Origin of the sequence: Subsaximicrobium wynnwilliamsii (assembly GCF_007997225.1) — a bacterium.
Classification (GTDB): Bacteria; Bacteroidota; Bacteroidia; order Flavobacteriales; family Flavobacteriaceae; genus Psychroserpens; species Psychroserpens wynnwilliamsii.
Window position 1 is genome coordinate 63,625 of record NZ_VORM01000007.1, and the last position, 17,996, is coordinate 81,620.

Here is a 17,996-nt window from a genome sequence, read left to right on the forward strand (position 1 = left end):
GCGACTTGCGAGAGCGTGTTAAATCGCCCGAAAAATAACAAATTCATCATCATTAGTACAAAAATAATTTTTTTGCAATTTTAAAAACACCATCCAAATCTCCAATCCCCGCGATAACGATGGAGCAATTGTTGGAGCTCTTTTTTGCTTGACGTTTTTCCGATTTTTCCCAAAGACTTTGAAAGCAAAAAAAGCGACTTGCGAGAGCGTGTTAAATCGCCCGAGAAAATAACAAATTCATCATCATTAGTACAAAAATAATTTTTTTACAATTTTAAAATCACCATCCAAATCTCCAATCCCCGCGATAACGATGGAGCAATTGTTGGAGCTCTTTTTTGCTTGACCTTGCTTCGATTTTTCCAAAGACTTTGAAAGCAAAAAAAGCGACTTGCGAGAGCGTGTTAAATCGCCCGAAAAAATAACAAATTCATCATCATTATTGCAAAAATAATTTTTTTACAATTTTAAAATCACCATCCAAATCTCCAATCCCCGCGATAACGATGGAGCAATTGTTGGAGCTCTTTTTTGCTTGACCTTGCTTCGATTTTTCCAAAGACTTTGAAAGCAAAAAAAAGCGACTTGCGAGAGCGTGTTGAATCCTGCCTACCGCACAGGCAGGCGCCCAAATCATTCTACAAATAAATAAAAGCAGATATTTGGTAAAGTTAACAAGTAAAAGATTACCTTTGCACCTTGAAAAATTCCGATGCGTCGGATTTATAAATTCCTCAGAGTGAGGATGTGTTCGCTAGAAGTTTAAGTGTTTAGTATGTCGATTCGCTTCTTTTGTAACACACAAAGATCATAATCGAATACATATAATCAAAAACGAATGAGCACATTCAAAGAACTCGGTCTTCGCGAAGACCTGCTAAATGCTGTCAATGACCTAGGTTTTGAAACCCCTAGTGACGTACAAGCACAAGCCATCCCAATTTTATTGGAAAAAGATACCGACCTCGTTGCCCTTGCGCAAACAGGAACCGGTAAAACCGCAGCCTTTGGTTTCCCCATGCTGCAAAAAATCGACATAGACAGTCGTACCACACAAGGTCTAATCCTATCGCCTACCCGTGAACTGTGTTTACAGATCACCAATGAGATTAAGCTCTACGGCAAATATTGCAAAGGTCTTAATGTAACTGCCATTTATGGTGGTGCAAGCATTAGCGATCAAGCACGTCAGGTTAAACGTGGTTCACAGATTATCGTTGCGACTCCTGGTCGTATGAAGGATATGATCAACCGTAATATGGTTGACATTTCAAAAATTGAATATGCGGTGCTTGATGAGGCCGATGAAATGCTCAATATGGGCTTTTATGAGGACATCACAGACATCCTTTCCCATACTCCAAAAGAGAAGAATACTTGGTTGTTTTCTGCAACCATGCCTAAGGAAGTGTCAAGAATCGCTAAAGATTTTATGCGCGACCCAATAGAAATCACCGTTGGCAACAAAAACGAAAGTACCAACCAAGTGTCTCACGAATACTATTTGGTAACTGCCCGTGACCGTTATCAAGCTTTAAAACGTTTGTGTGACGCGAATCCTGATATTTTTTCAGTTATTTTTTGTCGTACCAAACGCGATACCCAAAAAGTGGCAGAAAATCTTATCGAAGATGGCTACAGTGCTGGCGCCTTACACGGCGATTTGAGCCAGAACCAACGTGATTTGGTTATGAAATCCTTTAGAAACAAGCAAATACAAATGCTCGTGGCTACCGATGTGGCGGCTCGAGGTATTGATGTTGATGATATTACCCACGTCATAAATTACCAATTGCCAGACGAACCCGAAATTTACACACACCGTTCTGGACGTACAGGACGTGCCGGTAAAACAGGTATTTCTATGGTTATTGTCTCTAAAAGTGAGGTGCGTAAGATCAAGAGTATCGAGCGTATCATCAAGAAACAATTTGAGAAAAAGGAAATCCCAAGTGGTATTGATATTTGTGAGGTTCAATTGATGTCTCTCGCCAATAAAATCCATACTACGAAAGTCAATAATGAAATTGACAAATATCTGGATAGCATCAACGCTTTGTTTGTGGATACAGATAAGGATGAGCTGATCAAGAAATTCTTTTCGGTGGAATTTTCCAGATTTTTCAACTACTATCAAAAAACCAAGGATCTTAACAGCATCGCCACGTCTTCTAGAGATTCGGAAGGTGGTCGTGACTATGGAGGCAGCGGTAATGAATCCCGTTTCTTCATAAATGTGGGTAAAAAAGATGGTTTTGATTGGATGCAGTTGAAAGATTTCTTAAAGGAGCAATTGCAATTAGGTCGCGATGACGTGTTTAAAGTGGACGTGAAAGACAGTTTCTCTTTCTTTAATACTGAAAAAGCAAACGAAGAAAAAATATTGGCCTTCTTTACCGATTTCAAATATGAAGGACGCTTTGTCAACGTTGAAGTCAGCGAAGATAAAGGCGGTCGTTCTGGCGGCGGTCGTCGCAATAGCGGCGGTGGCGGCGGAAAACGCAGACGTGATGATAGCCCAAGAGGCGAGAGACGTTCTGGCGGAAGACGCAGCGATTCTGGTTCTGGCTTTGGCTCAGGTAACCGAAAAGACAGACGAAGCGCAAGCGGAAGCGGCGCAGGTTCTAGACGCACTGAAACCAGCTCGGCATCAGACAGACCAAGACGTTCTAGACGCAGAGACTAGAGGATTTTTGATTGACGATTTTCGATTGACGATTGTTGAACTTTGAACTTAAATATAAAATGTTCCAACTTGCTTTTGCAGTTGGAACATTTTTTTGAATATCGAATAAAGAATTTTGAATGCCGAATGATGAAGTGGCGTTGGATTGAAGTTTCAACTTGACGGAAGACGGGAGGAAGACGGGAGACGGGAGACGGAAGACGGAAGACGGAAGACGGAAGACGCAAGACGCAAGACGGAATATCGAATATCGAATAGAGAATTTTGAACGCCCAATGATGAAGTGGTTTTTGGTTGAAGTTTCAACTTTACGGAAGACGGGGGAAGACGGGAGACGGAAGACGGGAGACGTAAGACGGAAGACGGAATAACGAATAAAGAATTTTGAATGCCGAATGATGAAGTGGCGTTGGATTGAAGTTTCAACTTGACGGAAGCTGGGAGGAAGACGGGAGACGGGAGACGGGAGACGGGAGACGGGAGACGGGAGACGGGAGACGGGATAACGAATAAAGAATTTTGAACGCCCAATGATGAAGTGGTTTTTGGTTGAAGTTTCAACTTTACGGAAGACGGGAGACGGAAGACGGGAGGAAGACGGAAGACGGAATAAAGAATTTTGAATGCCGAATGATGAAGTGGAATTAGATTGAAGTTTCAACTTTACGAGTGACGGAAGACCGAAGACGGAAGACGCAAGACGGAATATCGAATATCGAATAAAGAATTTTGAACGCCCAATGATGAAGTGGTTTTTGGTTGAAGTTTCAACTTTACGGAAGACGGGGGAAGACGGGAGACGGAATAACGAATAAAGAATTTTGAACGCCGAATGATGAAGTGGCGTTGGATTGAAGTTTCAACTTGACGGAAGACGGGAGGAAGACGGGAGACGGGAGACGGGAGACGGAATAACGAATAAAGAATTTTGAGTGCCGAATGATGAAGTGGTCATCATTTAAAAATTTGAAATTCGAGTTCAGTTTCCATAAGGACTGAGGTCTGCCAACTGAAGACTGCAGACTGTAGACTGCGTTATTTAGTTAATTTTTAGTCAAATTCAAAGGCATGTCCCATACTTCAACTTTAGTTTAGTATTTTTAACGCGCAAATAAATTTCATGAAACAGCCAATCGCCTTATTTTTTACGCTCTTTATGTCAATGGTTTCCTTTGGCCAAGAAGAAGACACTTCGGTCAAGGGGACAGTGATTGACTTGAGCACCGATTTGCCCATAGACCGCGTTAACATTGTCAATCTTAATCAGGTAATAGGCACCGCGACGAACGATCAAGGCGAATTTGAAATCAAAGCACAATTGAACGATACCCTGCATTTATCTTATATTGGCTATAAATCGATCAAAGTACGTGTCACTAATGACTGGCTTAAGTTTGGCGAAACCAAGATCGGGATGACAGAGCTTGCTTTAGCGCTTGAAGAAGTCGTTGTTAACCAACTCAAGTTGACTGGCTACTTGGAAGTGGACGTCAAACAAGTGCCCATCAAATCCAATTACCGTTATAGTATATCTGGTCTTCCAAATTCCGGATACGAAGCTGGTGATCGCAGGCCAAATGCCGTAAGTAAGGTCATTGGCGCTATTTTCAATCCTGCCGATTTTTTACACAATGTCTTCGGAAAAAAACCAAACGAGCTTAGAAAGCTTCGGAAAATGAAGGAAGATGACGAGATTAGAAATCTACTCGCGTCTCGTTTTGATCGGGAAATGCTTTTGGTGCTGCTTCAAGTGGATCGTTTTGATTTGGATGAAATCGTAAACCAGTGCAACTACTCCAAAGATTTTATAAGAAGTGCCAATGACCTTCAAATCCTCGATGCCATAAGCGAATGTTATGAGGAATATAAGATCCTAAACAGGAATAAATCTGGACGGTTTTAAAGCCAGGTCTAAGTTGCTTCAAGCAAAATATACAGGTTTATAGACCTTTGCTCCAAATTCATGATCCGGGCTTTACAACTTTCAGGCACTAAAACTTCTGTCTTATCCTATTTGATTATCCATCCTAAGCTTTATAGAACCGTGCCTCAATTGCCTCATTACTTTTAATGGTTTTTCTGCACCAATCTAGGCGTTTTTCCAATTGCTGTGCTTCGGTTAATTGCCATTTGACGTCACTTTCTCTCAAGCGCGCAGTCAAATGTTGCAGTATTACGGCTGCTGAGACCGAGATATTCAAACTTTCTGTAAAGCCATACATTGGTATTTTCAAAAACGCATCTGCTTCAGCAATAACTTCCTTAGACAGTCCTTCGGTTTCCCTTCCGAAGAAAAAACAGGATTTTTTGCTTACGTCGAAATCTTGCAAGTTACTATCATTTTCGTGCGGTGTGGTAGCCACAATTTGATAACCTTCCCCTTTTAGATGGTTAAGACTATCCTTCACAGATTGATAGCGGTACACATCAACCCATTTCTGGGAGCCCATTGCAATTTCACTATCAATTTGCTTGGCATTTTGCTCTTCAACTATATGAACATCCTGAACACCAAACACATCACAACTTCGCATCACAGCACTGGTGTTGTGCAATTGGAATACATCTTCAGTCGCAACACAAAAATGTCTTGTACGCTGGGCGATGATCCGCTTAAACCTTTCAATACGTGAGGTCGTCAAAAAACCCTCTAGGTGCTCAAGAAGTGCTATATCAATCATAGTGTTCAAAAGTAGGAAATGTTCGGCTGGTCTTTAAGAAAAATCTCTGAAATGTAAATCATAATGTGCTTATAAAATCCAAAAAAATCCTGCATTTAACAATTGATATTTATGAATAAATCAAAACGAAATCTCTAGCGTTTTCAAAATTGAATAATCATTAAATTATACTCTTAATCTTTGGGGATTCTATAAAAATTGGAGATTCCCCTATCAAGACTGTGGTATTTAAGTTAATTATACGATATTGTAGTATTAGATCGTGATTCGCCCCCATTATTTACGTTTGCTACTTCCTACACCAAACCAAATACAATAAGTTCAACATAATGCATTAATATCGTGTGCAACATTTCAGCATAACCAATTTAAAACTAAACTATTGAAAGAAGATTATCACAAATGGTACTCCCCCACTTTAAGCAAGGATATAGAAATGCTCATTTTTGGACATGCTGGTTATCCAGTGATTCTTTTCCCAACCACCAGTGGCCGATTTTATGAATGCAGAGACTTCAAGCTTATCGATTCGGCACGCTGGTTTTTGGAGGCTGGTATCATTCAAATCTATTGCCCAGACAGCATCAACGAATTGAGTTGGTACGATAAAAACATGCATCCTGCCGATCGGGTTAAAAATCACATGTGGTACGATAAATTCATTTTAGACGAAGTGGTATCGTCCATTTGCATTGAAAAAGGCTTGGATAAAGTCGCCGTTGCTGGCGTAAGCTTTGGCGGGTATCACGCTGCAAATTTCGCATTCAAACATCCTGAAAAAGTAAGCCACATGTTCAGCTTAAGTGGCTCATTTGACATCAAGTCCTTTATGGATGGCTATTATGATGACAATGTGTTTTTCAACAACCCCGTAGATTTTTTACCTGGCAGCAATCATCCCGACCTTTGGAATATGAACATCATTTTGGGTGTTGGCGAATGGGATATTTGTTTGGAAGCAAACCAGCGCCTAGCAAAGATTTTGAGCGACAAGAACATCCCGTTTTGGTTTGACGAGCGCAAATGGGCAGAACACGATTGGCCAATATGGAGGCAGATGTTTCCGCATTACCTATCTACAATATAAAAAAAGAGATTAACTATAAAATAAAACTTACCATGAGAAAAATAGGCATATTATTTGGTCAAGAAAACACATTTCCGCAGGCGTTCATCGACCGTGTCAATCAAAGAATAAAAGACGAAAACATTAAAGACATGATGGCCGAAGCGGTTTCCATTGAAACCGTTGAGCAAGCTAAAAGTGACGAGTATGCGGTCATCATTGATCGTATTTCACAAGACGTTCCTTTTTACAGGGCTTACCTGAAAAACGCTGCAATTACAGGAACTGCGGTAATCAACAACCCATTTTGGTGGAGTGCAGATGAAAAGTTCTTTAATAATGCCTTAGCGGAAAAAATTGGTGTCCCGGTACCAAAAACATTTATTTTACCGTCCTCCCATCGTCCACCAGATACCAATGAGAATTCCTTTAGAAACATGAAATTCCCTTTTAATTGGGAAAAGATGTTCGATACCATCGGCTTTCCTGCCTACATGAAGCCCCATGATGGTGGTGGTTGGAAAAGCGTTTACCGTGTTGAAAACCCAGACGACCTTTGGAAAAAACATGGCGAAACCGAAAATTTGGTAATGATGCTTCAAGAAGAAATCGATTTTAAAGAATACTTTAGATGTTATGTTCTGGGCACCAATAAGGTGCACATCATGCAATACGAGCCGAGAAATGAACACCACTTGCGCTATGTCATTGACGGCCCCAAAGTGGATCAAAAAATATTGGACACCGTTCACGATTACTGCATCAAGTTGAACCAAGCCTTGGGTTACGATTTCAATACTGTGGAATTTGCAGTAAGAGATGGCATACCTTATGCGATTGATTTCTGCAACCCAGCACCAGATGCCGACATCCATTCTGTAGGACAAGATAATTTTGATTGGATTGTTGAGAACGCCGCCACCATGGCCATTGAAAAAGCCAAGCAATACAAAAAAGGCCAGATGAATCTCACTTGGGGAAGTTTCGTTACCGATCAAGTAGGCAGCAAAAAGGCAGCAGCAAAAGAAGCAAAACCAAAAAAAGCGGAAACTAAAAAACCGGTGGCAAAAAAGACCACTGATAAAAAACCAAGTGCTAAAAAAGCAACTGCAAAAGGCGATGACAAGAAAACTGCCCTAAAAAAGGTAGCTGCCAAAAAGCCAGTCCTAAAAGCTTCCGAAGCAAAAAAAGCGGAAACTAAAAAACCGGTCGCAAAAAAGACCACTGATAAAAAACCAAGTGCTAAAAAAGCAACCGCAAAAGGCGATGACAAGAAAACTGCCCTAAAAAAAGTAGCTGCCAAGAAGCCAGTCTTAAAAGCTTCCGAAGCAAAAAAACCAGCAATTAAAAAAGCACCTGCCAAGAGCGCTGCTGCCAAAACCAAGAAAAAATAATTTGTCTTAAGGTTTTGTAATGTAGTTTCATATCAAAACCTCATAAACCATCATAGTCTATGAAGTTCACATTAGGTATAGAAGAAGAGTATCAAGTCATTTGCCCAGAAACCAGAGAACTGATTTCGCATGACCAACAAATCGTTAGCAATGCGGCTCGACTGCTCAATGAGCAGGTCAAGGCCGAAATGCACCAAGCAGTTGTAGAAGTAGGCACCAATATTTGTTTAGACATCAACGAGGCTCGTACTGAAATCACACACCTTCGAAAATCCATCGCTGGCATTGCCAAGGACCTTGGTTTCAAGATTGGTGCTGCCGGGACACACCCCTTTTCAAAGTGGGAGACGCAGCTCATCACGCCCAATCCGCGCTATGATGAAATCGTGAACGAGCTGCAAGATACCGCGCGTTCCAACCTCATTTTTGGTTTGCACGTACACGTTGGCATTGAAGACAAACAATTGGCCTTGCATCTCGTAAATGCCATGCGTTATTTTTTACCGCATCTCTATGCCTTGTCCACCAACTCCCCTTTTTGGGAAGGTAGAAATACCGGTTTCAAATCCTTTAGATCCAAGGTTTTTGACAAGTTTCCAAGAACAGGGATTCCAGGCGTTTTTGACACGGTGGCCCAATATGAGCATTATATAGACATATTGATTAAAACGAAATGTATCGATAATCCCAAGAAAATATGGTGGGACATTCGCATCCATCCGTTCTTCCCAACCTTGGAAGTTCGCATTTGTGATGTGCCAATGACCATTGATGAAACCTTGAGCATTGCCGCGTTAATCCAGGCTCTGGTGGTCAAATTATATAAATTGAGAACTCAAAACCTTAATTTCATGTTGTACCACAGAGCGCTCATCAATGAAAACAAATGGCGTGCTGGACGTTATGGTCTCGATGGCAAAATGATTGACTTCGGAAAAGAATGTGAAGTCGATACTCGAGATCTCATGGAAGAACTTTTGGAATTTGTGGACGATGTGGTTGACGAATTGGGCTCTCGAAAAGACATTGAAAACATTCGCAACATCATGAAAAATGGCACAGGAGCCGATCGCCAATTAGCTGTGTTTGAGAAAACAAACGACCTCGTTAAAGTCGTAGATTATATCACAGAACAAACTATTTTAGGCACAGAATAAGTTATCTTTGCAAAATGGCTGAAATCTTTGATTAGCCATTTTTCAAACCCAAAACATACATGAAAAAAGCACACGTTAAACTGGCGATTCTAGACATGAACAACGGCGAACCCAATCAGGGTCTGCGTTGTATCAAAGAAATTGTCACGCTTTTTGAGGAAGATGTCGATTATCAAATATTTGACGTAAGATCAAAACAAGAACTACCAGATAGTTCTTTCGATATCTATATTTCAAGTGGTGGTCCTGGGAGTCCGTTGGATAAAGGGGCATGGCGCAAACCCTATTTGCACTTGATGCAAGAATTGTGGGATTTCAATAAACAAAGCGACTATCAGAAAAAACACGTGTTCTTCATTTGTTATTCCTTTCAAGTGATGTGCGATTATTTTGAGTTGGGCAGCATCAAACCAAGACGAAGCACTTCTTTTGGAATTTTACCCATTCATAAAACCAAAGCAGGCCTAAAAGATACACTTTTAGAGGGTTTGAGCGATCCGTTTTTTGCGGTCGATTCTCGCGATTGGCAATTGATCCAACCAAGATTAAAGGTGTTTAAAGAACATGGTGCTTCCATCTTAAGTCTGGAAAAATTACGGTCTCATGTTGAATATGAACGTGCAATAATGGCCGTTCGATTTTCTAAGGAGTTTGTGGGCACCCAATTTCATCCAGAAGCCGACCCCATTGGGATGAAGGCCTATTTCTTGGCTGAAGAAAACAAACGCAAGGTCATTACCAATTTTGGGGAGGAAAAATATGAGAATATGATGACCCAAATGGACGACCCAGAAAAAATCACGTTGACCTATAATACAATTCTACCAAAATTTATTGGCAAAGCCATCAAACAAGTTTCAGCATCCTTAATTTCTTAGACTAAGATGATTCCGAAGAATAGAAAAGCTTATAACGCCCATTTTTCCGAAGAAAAGTACAAAGCCTTTTTAGCAGATATCAATGCGCAATTTGATTATACGGTTCAATTTAAAATTGCCGAAACACCAGCTTTCATTCCGAAGACATTACAAGATAAATTAGTCGCTGCCTGTGATGACATCATGAAAGTCATCAACCAACCCAATTTCAAGGAACTCACCGATGGCGCATTTTTCGATAAAAACACCATCGTGCCCAATGAAGATGCGCAGTCCAAATTCATTCAGCTTGATTTTGGGATTTGCAAGGATGAACATGGCGAACTAACGCCGAAGTTGATTGAATTGCAAGGCTTTCCGTCACTCTACTTTTTTCAGGAATTGTTGGGTCGCATGTACCGCAAACATTTTGGGGAAGTGATCCCAGAAAGCTATTCCCAACATTTAAACGGCATGACACCCGAAAAATACATCGCATTACTTCGAAATGAAATCGTAGGACAGACCGATCCAAAACAGGTCATTCTTTTGGAAATTGAACCCGAAAAACAAGCGACTGCCATCGATTTTTATGCCACGGAAGCAAAACTAGGGATCAAAGTGCTTTGTATAACCAACTTGAAAAAACGCGGGAAAACCTTATACTATTTAGATGAAAGTGGCAATGAAGTGAACGTGCGCAAGATTTATAACCGCATTATTTTTGACGAACTGCACCAACGGAAGGATCTAAAAACCGAATTCAGCTTTAAGGACGAGGTGGATGTGGAATGGATTGGGCACCCCAATTGGTTTTATCGCATCAGTAAATACACCATGCCATTGTTGAAAGGCGATTATGTGCCAAAATCCTATTATTTAGATAAGTTGGAAAACATCCCTTCAGATCTTGAAAATTATGTGCTGAAGCCCTTGTATTCCTTTGCAGGCGCCGGCGTACAGATTCATGTGACTCGAGACATGATTGATGCCATCACCAATAAATCCAACTTTCTTTTACAAGAGAAAGTGGCTTATGCACCAGTTATTGAAACCATGGATGAGCCCGCTAAATGTGAAATTAGGATGATGTTGATGCACAACTCAAAAACAAACCAAACCGAAATCGTAAGCAATCTCATGCGTTTGAGCAAAGGCGAAATGGTTGGTGTTAAATACAATAAAGACAAAACTTGGGTTGGTGGAAGCACTGGCTTTTTTGAAGGTTAATTTTTGGTCGCCATTTTTCTGTTGAATTTTGAATCACTGAAATTTTTCTTCAGAAGATTCGCAACGCATCAGAACCCTAATTTTTACTAACTATAATTCTGCTTTTCAAATGAAACATTCCTTCTTTATAATTCTTGTGTTATCGCTATTTAGCGCCTGCCAAAACTATTCTGAACGCCCAATGGAAAAACCGCACGCTATGGAACCAACAAACCCACACCAGCCTCAAGAATACGTTAAGCTCCAACATCCTGAATGGAGTAAGAATGCCAGTATTTATCAACTCAATACCCGTCAATTTACCAAGGAAGGCACGTTCATGGCCGCGCAAGAGCAATTGCCTCGACTTAAAGCATTGGGTGCCGACATTATTTGGTTGATGCCCATTCATAGCATTGGCGAGAAAAACAGGAAGGGGGCTTTGGGGAGTCCGTATTCTATAAAAGATTATTACAGCGTGAATCCCGAATTTGGTGATTTACAAGACCTCAAAAATTTTGTGAATGCCGCCCACAAACAAGGGATGTACGTGATTCTGGATTGGGTGGCCAACCATACGGCTTGGGACAATGATTTGGTCAATGAGCATCCCGATTGGTATGAGCGCGATTACAAAGGCGATTTTAGACCCACACCTTGGTGGGATTGGAGCGATATCATTGATTTAGACTTCAGCAAACCCGAGCTGCGAAATTACATGACCGAAGCGCTTAAATACTGGGTAAAGGAAGCGAATATTGACGGTTATCGCTGTGATGTCGCAGGTTTTGTACCTGTGGAATTCTGGAATCATGCCAGAAAAGAACTGGAGGCCATAAAACCCGTCTTTATGCTGGCCGAATGGGAATCTCGGGATTTGCACGCCGAAGCTTTCGATATGACTTATGCTTGGAGCTGGAACGAAGCCGTACATAGAATTTGTACGGGAAAGGCCGATGTGAATGCGCTTTACATCTACTATTCGTGGAACGAGAGTGCGTTCCCCAAAAACAGCATGCGCATGACTTTTGTGTCCAACCACGATAAAAACGCTTGGGAAGGCACCATGTACGAGCAATTTGGTAATGGGCTTGAAGCTGCCATCGCACTTTCGGTGGTTGGTGAAGGCATGCCCTTGATTTATAACGGTCAAGAAGCAGGAAACGACAAACGACTAGCATTTTTCGAAAAAGACCCTATCGTTTGGAAGCAGGACGAGATTGGTGATTTGTACAAAGAGTTGTTCAAGCTCATGCATACCAATACTGCCTTATGGCACGCCAAATGGGGTTCAACCATGATTAAGGTTCCTAACAATACAGAACATGCGGTGTTTAGCTTTGTGAGACAAAATGAAGACGACAAGGTTTTTGCTGTTTTCAATTTTTCTGATAAAACACAGACTATTACTTTTAAAGAACCCTTGTTTGTGGGTGATTATTCAGAATTCGGTACAACTGAAAATAAGCGTTTTGCCGAGAACACAAGCTTAGAACTCAAAGCTTGGGAATATCGCATTTATGTGAAAAAACCTTTTTAGAATGGGCATTAGCTTCAAATCTCGATGACTAAACACCTATTAAAATCATTGTTGTCTGAAAAAGAATCAAGACCGTCCCGATAGATCGGGACTGCAAGAACCAAGACTTGGTATTACCTAGTACTTATAATTTGTAGTAAAAACGCCCGATCACTCTCGATAAAAATAGTTTCATAAAACAAAGTGTCAATTTGGTAAGCTCTTAAAACCCATGCCTCGAAAGGGTTTTTCAACTTTAAAATACTTTTAGTTAGACACTATGTATTGAAATATTAATACAAATTTTCAGATTGGTATAAAATTCACAAAGACTTATCTGGTGCGGGTAAACTTGCATGAAATTCTGAAGCTATTTTTTGTGAATACTGTTTCAATAATTCCAAGACGCGCTCGCTGGAATCGGAGGCTACGATTAAACCGATATGCCATTCTTTATGCATGCGCCATACGATTTCATCATCATTGAAACTCGAGGTGTCGGGGTGTTCATAGCGACTCAATGACACTACGATACCTGCATATTTATGCTTCAGTTTTGGAAGTTTATAGGTGGTTTTCCGCAGATTTGCCGATTCAATTTTTGCCCATTCGCCCCATAAATTGATACCCGACGCAGCCTCCACCATTTCGGCAAGATTGGCACCTCCCACTCGAGACGAGGTTTCTAAAAAGAACAATTCGCCCGTGGCTTTGGATTTTATAAACTCGGTATGCGACGCGCCAAACTGCATCCCGAAGGCTTTCATCACTTGGGCATTCATTTTTTGCAGTCCTTTTTCGGTCTTTGTGCCCACCTCGCAGCTGGCCGATCTAAAAATGCCGCCACCATGTGCGACTTCAAAAGGCGTGTCTAAATACTTGCTCACTCTTGAGAAAATCACTTTACCTTCCAAATTTAGTCCGTCAACATGATAAACGTCTCCAGGTGCAAATTTTTCGATGAGATAATTGTCGCGTTCGTCGCCTAGTGCATCGATAATGGGCCACAATTCGTCTTTAGAATAGATTTTCTTGATGCCTGTGGCAGAGGCTTCCATGCGTGGTTTCAATAACCAAGGCGCTTCCACGCGTTCGGCGTAAGCATTGATATCTTCATTATAGAACAACGAAGTGAATTCTGGTACATTAACCCCTTCCTCTTGGGCTTTCATGCGCATGGCCAACTTATCCCTAAAATAATGCGCGGTGGTTCGGCCCATGCCTGGCATTCTAAAATGCTCCCGCAACAAGGCTACTTTTTCCACATCAAAATCGTCCAAAGCCACAAAACGGTCAAACTTTAAAGTTCTCAATTTATAAGCAATGCCCTTGGTAATATCACTTTGGACCCAGTCGTCAATATAAAACACATCGTCAATCGCTTCCCATGGCCAAGCTTTATGCTCGAGCTTCTTTTTGGTCAATAAGAACACCTTATTGCCATCGGCCTTGCAGCTTTTTAGAAAATCTTCGCCTTTAAAATAGGTGGTGATGCAGAGGAAATTTAGTGCTTGTTTTGACATGGTTTCTGATTTGTGGTTGGTGGGTTGTGGGTTGTGGGTTGTGGGTTGTGGGTTGTGGGTTGTGGGTTGTGGGTTGTGGGTTGTATAAAAAAAGTTAAAATTTTAGTTTTTACAAAATTCTTCAAGCTAAAGATATTATTTTTTATTTGAAAAGGGTTTTATCTGAGCAGGCAATGTCAAAAAGACGGCGCTAATTAGACGCTTTTTTTTGCTCCTAGAAGCAAGCAATAAACTCAGAATTTCAAATTTTGAAATGTCCTAAATTTCAGTATTGATTGAGGTAAAAGCTAGGCACTTAATCGATTGATGACCATCACGGCTTTTAGAGTAAACGAACTCACAGCGGTCTTTAATTCCCACAACTCTAATTTGCTTGCGCTTCTTAGTATTTTAGCCAGTAGTATTGAGTCAGCCTTGAGTTTTTTCTGTCGAAATATTGAATGAAGAAAACTTGTTTTACAACAGCGGTCTTTCTTAAGGTTAGGCAGGATTTATGCAAATAAAATTACTTCACCCGCCTATAGACAGGAAGATGAAACCCGAAAGTCCCGACGCATCGGGACTTGTAGGGACACATTGTCTATTATACAGACTATTGTGGCTGTTTTTGAGAAAGCGATTACTTAGATTTCTTTAGTCTCTTTTCTGCCTTTTTTTCTTTAGGAGTTTTAGTAGCTTCCTTTTTGACATTCTTTTTTGCGTCTTGACTTTTTGCCATGATATTGTTTTTTGAATTTTGGTTGGTATAAATGTAAGCAATAATTACATACCCCTTAAGTTTGATTTTTATAGATTCATATAATCATCAGAAAGAACCAAAACGGAAAGCGAAAAAGTATAAAAATACGTAAAAGGGATTCTTGGAAATACCGTCTAAAGCACTTTATAATCCAATGAAAAACCTCTTAAACATTTGCAAAAGAAGTATTGATGTCAAAATTATAAATTAGGGAATCTGTTGCTTTTTGCTGCTTAGTTACCAATAAAAAGCATGAAAACTGGCATTGATAGCTATCGCAAATACCTCGCTAAAGGAAGCGACTTCAAAAGCTAAATCCGGGTTAGTTTAGTATGAAAACCTCGTTACTGTATTCGCTTAAAAATGCTGGTTTTTTAAGTCATCTCTTTGCTGGGTAGCGCGTTTTTTTCGTATTTGTTATGGATGGCGATAATTGCCAATCCAAACAAAACAGCCACAACAATTAAAATGGTACTAATTAAGCCGCTTACACTAAACGACATTCGGATTAAAATAGTTGAAATAACAAATCCCGAGTTTCTAATGATCTTATGAAACTGGTTGGTATAAAAGAAAGAAATCAAGAGCAGTACAACATCCACCAAAATGAGTATGGTAAAAAACTCGTCAAAAAAGAGGTTGTTTATACTTTCAAACGGCTCTAATTCATTAGCGGAAAGCGAGATTCCAATATACCAATCAATAAGCGTGTACAGCGCCATGAAGAAAAACAGTGGCACCAAAATAACAGCAATCAGCTTTTTCTTTTTAACAAATGTTTCAATAAAAGGTTTATTATCTGCTTCTTGCACTGCTTTTTGTTGTCCTTGTTTTTGAAATAGATATATTAAATAAAAGAGTAAAAGCGAAGCAACTATATCGTAGGTAAATTGCAAGTCTCCTTTGATTTCAAACCAGTTTTCAGTAAGCTCCAATGCCGATAAATCCTTAAACAACTTACGTATGATAATGAGTGTGATAATTTCATACTGCTTCGTGATATAAGTCGTGAAGGACTTTGGTAAATAGTAAATTAAGAGATAAACCTCGTAAATAAGAATAAATGAAAACGGGGTGTAAACCGCTGATATAGGACTTTTTAGCAATTCTGAATCAAACGGCAGATTTATGATATCAAATTTTAATAAGTAGATTGCTGCTAAGTGAATAAAGAAACTAGCGAGCGCAATGTAAAGAATTACATTTTCTACTTTTTCTCGGGTGTGCTCAGACAGAAGGCTATTGAAAAGGGCGGAAATAATATTCTTTGTTTTAGTCATTCACTTATATGCTGCCTAAGATGTAGTATTAAAATAGTTACTTGATTGTGCAACTAATTTAGTGAATAAAAACCGAATATAAAATCTATGAGTTTGGATGCTCCAGAATTCTCAAGTGGGTTAGAAGAGGCCATAAATCAGTTAACCTTGAGCATTAAGCAAAAAGACCTTCCGTTTTTACTTTCAAATGGCAACCAATAACTTTCTCTCAAAATGCATTATAGAGAATTAATCCGCCAAAAAGTAAAGCAAAGGGTGAAATTAACTGAAAGCAAATCGGTTTGAGTATATCTGCACTTTTCATTGAAAATCCATGATGGGTCTTTCTGGGAACAGCATACAGTATTAGTGAAGTTATAACCATGATCCATCCTAAAATTTTAAATGCACCAGGGAATTTAGAAAAATCAGCGTATAATATCAACGAAATCGCTGGGATAAGTCGGATTGTTATTTCAGTGTAATTTATGAAATTTGTACTACCGGCTTTTCTTAAGGTGCTCCTCGCTTGATTTGGATAAAAAAGCATTATAAACCCCATAAAAATTATAAAAACACCGAACACTATTACAACCCCTTTTGCAATTGCTATTATCATAATTCAGGTCAGTTTTTAGAATCCGGATTATTAAAGTGCAGTTTTGGTTAACAGTTGCCCAACTCAGTCAATCTGAACAAAAATAACAAATAATTTCAATCTCACTCCGCCTTCGCCTTCACAAACTCCACCATCAATTGAATCCCATAACCTGAGGCCGATTTCATTTTGGCATAGGGCGAATCTCCAAAAGAAACACCGGCAATGTCTAAGTGCATCCAATTCTCATGAGACTCGGTAAAGAACTCCAAAAACTTGGCGGCGTTGATGGCGCCCGCTATGGGCTTTCCGCTGAGATTGCGAATGTCGGCAATGTCGGAATGCAAATCACTCTCAAAGTCCTCGTATAGTGGCAGTTGCCAAACGCGCTAATTCATCTTGTAATAAGGTTGCAAATTCCATGGGAACTTTCAGCAAAGACCTGCACAAACAAAAATCTATAGCCACTATATTATGTAAGCACCTAAATGATTAGTTCTTTTCTTGGAACAAATATACCTTTGATACATTTCATATTCCTTATGCATATTTGAATATGGCTTCTTTTCTGAATACCAGCTCCCGGAAAAGCTGGACCACCCTCCGTGAAAACTCCTCTCGCAGAATCAAAATTTTGAAATCACTAAATCCATTGGTTTCAATATCAGAAGAATATTGCTCATCGATTTTTTGATGCATATATTCTATAACTGCACAATCCAATTCTCTAATAAGCTTATCTTTATGCTCATCTTTGGCGACATCTGAATTTTTTGGCAAATCTTTATTATTCATTTCAAAATCATCTTCCATTGCTTTGTAATAAACTGAAAGCGCATTTATAAACTCACTGTCCACTAAATCCAAACAATAATCTAAAGTTAAGACAGCACCAATTACGGATGCCTTCTCAAGCTTGCCTTGTTTTTGTTTGTACTTTGCCCATTCTAGTGCGCGTTGATAATTATTTTCCCAAAAATAAACTCCGTGGCCAAGCCAGTCATACGGCTTGTCGCTTATTTTTATATTATTAGGATTATTTAGAAGTTTATTGGCTACAGATTCGTCACAGCCGTGAAATCCAATAATTAAGTTGGATTTAGAGCTATACATTTATTGAGCGGAATTCGAGAGAACTCGATTCAAATTAGGAAAATTCTTTGTTACTTTTCCTGATGAAGTTAATAAACCAGCAGATTTAAGAGAATTTAAAGCAACCTCTTTACTTCTTTTCTGACTATTAAGTTTTTTTGCTAAGCCTAAAAGCAATTTTGTTTGTCTTTTCTCCATAATCAACTGAATTAGTCT

At 39.7% G+C, this 17,996-nt stretch carries 16 protein-coding genes; 9 read left to right on the forward strand and 7 right to left on the reverse strand.

All coding sequences use genetic code 11. From position 1 onward, the window contains the following. Positions 1 to 838 precede the first annotated feature (838 nt). The 3 genes from ESY88_RS08410 (at position 839) to ESY88_RS08420 (ending at position 4,589) form a co-directional block, all read left to right on the forward strand. Positions 839 to 2,686 carry a DEAD/DEAH box helicase gene (locus tag ESY88_RS08410; protein WP_147086504.1) on the forward strand — a complete coding sequence of 616 codons (1,848 nt, stop codon included), beginning with the start codon at positions 839 to 841 and terminating at the stop codon, positions 2,684 to 2,686. 158 nt (positions 2,687 to 2,844) lie between these two features. Beyond that, a complete protein-coding gene (locus ESY88_RS08415) occupies positions 2,845 to 3,057 on the forward strand; it encodes a hypothetical protein (RefSeq protein WP_147086503.1) in 213 nt (70 codons plus the stop codon). A 749-nt stretch (positions 3,058 to 3,806) separates the two neighbouring features. After that, entirely contained in the window at positions 3,807 to 4,589 is a 783-nt protein-coding gene (locus ESY88_RS08420; RefSeq protein ID WP_147086502.1) for a carboxypeptidase-like regulatory domain-containing protein, read from the forward strand. Between the two features lie 124 nt (positions 4,590 to 4,713). Here ESY88_RS08420 and ESY88_RS08425 read toward each other — a convergent pair whose 3' ends face one another. Continuing rightward, positions 4,714 to 5,367 (reverse strand): TrmH family RNA methyltransferase, encoded by a 654-nt coding sequence (locus tag ESY88_RS08425; RefSeq protein WP_147086501.1) that lies wholly within the window; start codon positions 5,365 to 5,367, stop codon positions 4,714 to 4,716. A 382-nt stretch (positions 5,368 to 5,749) separates the two neighbouring features. On the opposite strand from ESY88_RS08425, the gene ESY88_RS08430 reads away from it, so the two are divergent. The 6 genes from ESY88_RS08430 (at position 5,750) to ESY88_RS08455 (ending at position 12,590) form a co-directional block, all read left to right on the forward strand. Further along, positions 5,750 to 6,454, forward strand: coding sequence for an esterase family protein (locus ESY88_RS08430; RefSeq protein ID WP_147086500.1), 705 nt, complete (start codon positions 5,750 to 5,752; stop codon positions 6,452 to 6,454). A 32-nt stretch (positions 6,455 to 6,486) separates the two neighbouring features. Further along, a complete protein-coding gene (locus tag ESY88_RS08435; protein WP_147086499.1) occupies positions 6,487 to 7,827 on the forward strand; it encodes a histone H1-like repetitive region-containing protein in 1,341 nt (446 codons plus the stop codon). Positions 7,828 to 7,886: 59 nt separating this feature from the next. Beyond that, on the forward strand, positions 7,887 to 8,984 hold the full coding sequence (locus ESY88_RS08440) for a carboxylate-amine ligase (protein WP_147086498.1): 1,098 nt from the start codon (positions 7,887 to 7,889) through the stop codon (positions 8,982 to 8,984). Positions 8,985 to 9,043: 59 nt separating this feature from the next. Beyond that, positions 9,044 to 9,862, forward strand: coding sequence for a type 1 glutamine amidotransferase (locus ESY88_RS08445; protein WP_147086497.1), 819 nt, complete (start codon positions 9,044 to 9,046; stop codon positions 9,860 to 9,862). 6 nt (positions 9,863 to 9,868) lie between these two features. Beyond that, positions 9,869 to 11,071 carry a hypothetical protein gene (locus tag ESY88_RS08450; protein WP_147086496.1) on the forward strand — a complete coding sequence of 401 codons (1,203 nt, stop codon included), beginning with the start codon at positions 9,869 to 9,871 and terminating at the stop codon, positions 11,069 to 11,071. A 199-nt stretch (positions 11,072 to 11,270) separates the two neighbouring features. Continuing rightward, the gene (locus ESY88_RS08455) at positions 11,271 to 12,590 is read left to right on the forward strand and encodes an alpha-amylase family glycosyl hydrolase (protein WP_223270770.1); all 1,320 of its coding nucleotides are present in this window, start codon (positions 11,271 to 11,273) and stop codon (positions 12,588 to 12,590) included. A 302-nt stretch (positions 12,591 to 12,892) separates the two neighbouring features. Here ESY88_RS08455 and ESY88_RS08460 read toward each other — a convergent pair whose 3' ends face one another. The 6 genes from ESY88_RS08460 to ESY88_RS20950 form a co-directional block, all read right to left on the reverse strand. Further along, positions 12,893 to 14,092 (reverse strand): ATP-grasp domain-containing protein, encoded by a 1,200-nt coding sequence (locus ESY88_RS08460; protein ID WP_147086495.1) that lies wholly within the window; start codon positions 14,090 to 14,092, stop codon positions 12,893 to 12,895. Between the two features lie 1,113 nt (positions 14,093 to 15,205). After that, positions 15,206 to 16,111: a hypothetical protein gene (locus tag ESY88_RS08465; protein ID WP_147086494.1), complete on the reverse strand. Its 906-nt coding sequence runs from the start codon at positions 16,109 to 16,111 to the stop codon at positions 15,206 to 15,208. Between the two features lie 208 nt (positions 16,112 to 16,319). Beyond that, positions 16,320 to 16,709 (reverse strand): hypothetical protein, encoded by a 390-nt coding sequence (locus ESY88_RS08470; RefSeq protein WP_147086493.1) that lies wholly within the window; start codon positions 16,707 to 16,709, stop codon positions 16,320 to 16,322. A gap of 101 nt (positions 16,710 to 16,810) precedes the next feature. After that, the gene (locus ESY88_RS08475; RefSeq protein WP_147086492.1) at positions 16,811 to 17,065 is read right to left on the reverse strand and encodes a hypothetical protein; all 255 of its coding nucleotides are present in this window, start codon (positions 17,063 to 17,065) and stop codon (positions 16,811 to 16,813) included. Positions 17,066 to 17,228: 163 nt separating this feature from the next. Then, the gene (locus ESY88_RS08480; RefSeq protein WP_223270771.1) at positions 17,229 to 17,801 is read right to left on the reverse strand and encodes a hypothetical protein; all 573 of its coding nucleotides are present in this window, start codon (positions 17,799 to 17,801) and stop codon (positions 17,229 to 17,231) included. Further along, complete coding sequence (locus ESY88_RS20950) at positions 17,802 to 17,978, reverse strand: hypothetical protein (protein ID WP_189702555.1); 177 nt, start codon at positions 17,976 to 17,978, stop codon at positions 17,802 to 17,804. Positions 17,979 to 17,996: the final 18 nt, after the last annotated feature.

Bases quoted from the DNA above. Each gene is read 5' to 3' on its own strand.
- ESY88_RS08410 (WP_147086504.1), top strand. From the start codon at position 839: ATGAGCACATTCAAAGAACTCGGTCTTCGCGAAGACCTGCTAAATGCT.
- ESY88_RS08420 (WP_147086502.1), top strand. From the start codon at position 3,807: ATGAAACAGCCAATCGCCTTATTTTTTACGCTCTTTATGTCAATGGTT.
- ESY88_RS08425 (WP_147086501.1), bottom strand. From the start codon at position 5,367: ATGATTGATATAGCACTTCTTGAGCACCTAGAGGGTTTTTTGACGACC.
- ESY88_RS08435 (WP_147086499.1), top strand. From the start codon at position 6,487: ATGAGAAAAATAGGCATATTATTTGGTCAAGAAAACACATTTCCGCAG.
- ESY88_RS08440 (WP_147086498.1), top strand. From the start codon at position 7,887: ATGAAGTTCACATTAGGTATAGAAGAAGAGTATCAAGTCATTTGCCCA.
- ESY88_RS08445 (WP_147086497.1), top strand. From the start codon at position 9,044: ATGAAAAAAGCACACGTTAAACTGGCGATTCTAGACATGAACAACGGC.
- ESY88_RS08450 (WP_147086496.1), top strand. From the start codon at position 9,869: ATGATTCCGAAGAATAGAAAAGCTTATAACGCCCATTTTTCCGAAGAA.
- ESY88_RS08455 (WP_223270770.1), top strand. From the start codon at position 11,271: ATGGAACCAACAAACCCACACCAGCCTCAAGAATACGTTAAGCTCCAA.
- ESY88_RS08460 (WP_147086495.1), bottom strand. From the start codon at position 14,092: ATGTCAAAACAAGCACTAAATTTCCTCTGCATCACCACCTATTTTAAA.
- ESY88_RS08465 (WP_147086494.1), bottom strand. From the start codon at position 16,111: ATGACTAAAACAAAGAATATTATTTCCGCCCTTTTCAATAGCCTTCTG.
- ESY88_RS08470 (WP_147086493.1), bottom strand. From the start codon at position 16,709: ATGATAATAGCAATTGCAAAAGGGGTTGTAATAGTGTTCGGTGTTTTT.
- ESY88_RS08480 (WP_223270771.1), bottom strand. From the start codon at position 17,801: ATGTATAGCTCTAAATCCAACTTAATTATTGGATTTCACGGCTGTGAC.
- ESY88_RS20950 (WP_189702555.1), bottom strand. From the start codon at position 17,978: ATGGAGAAAAGACAAACAAAATTGCTTTTAGGCTTAGCAAAAAAACTT.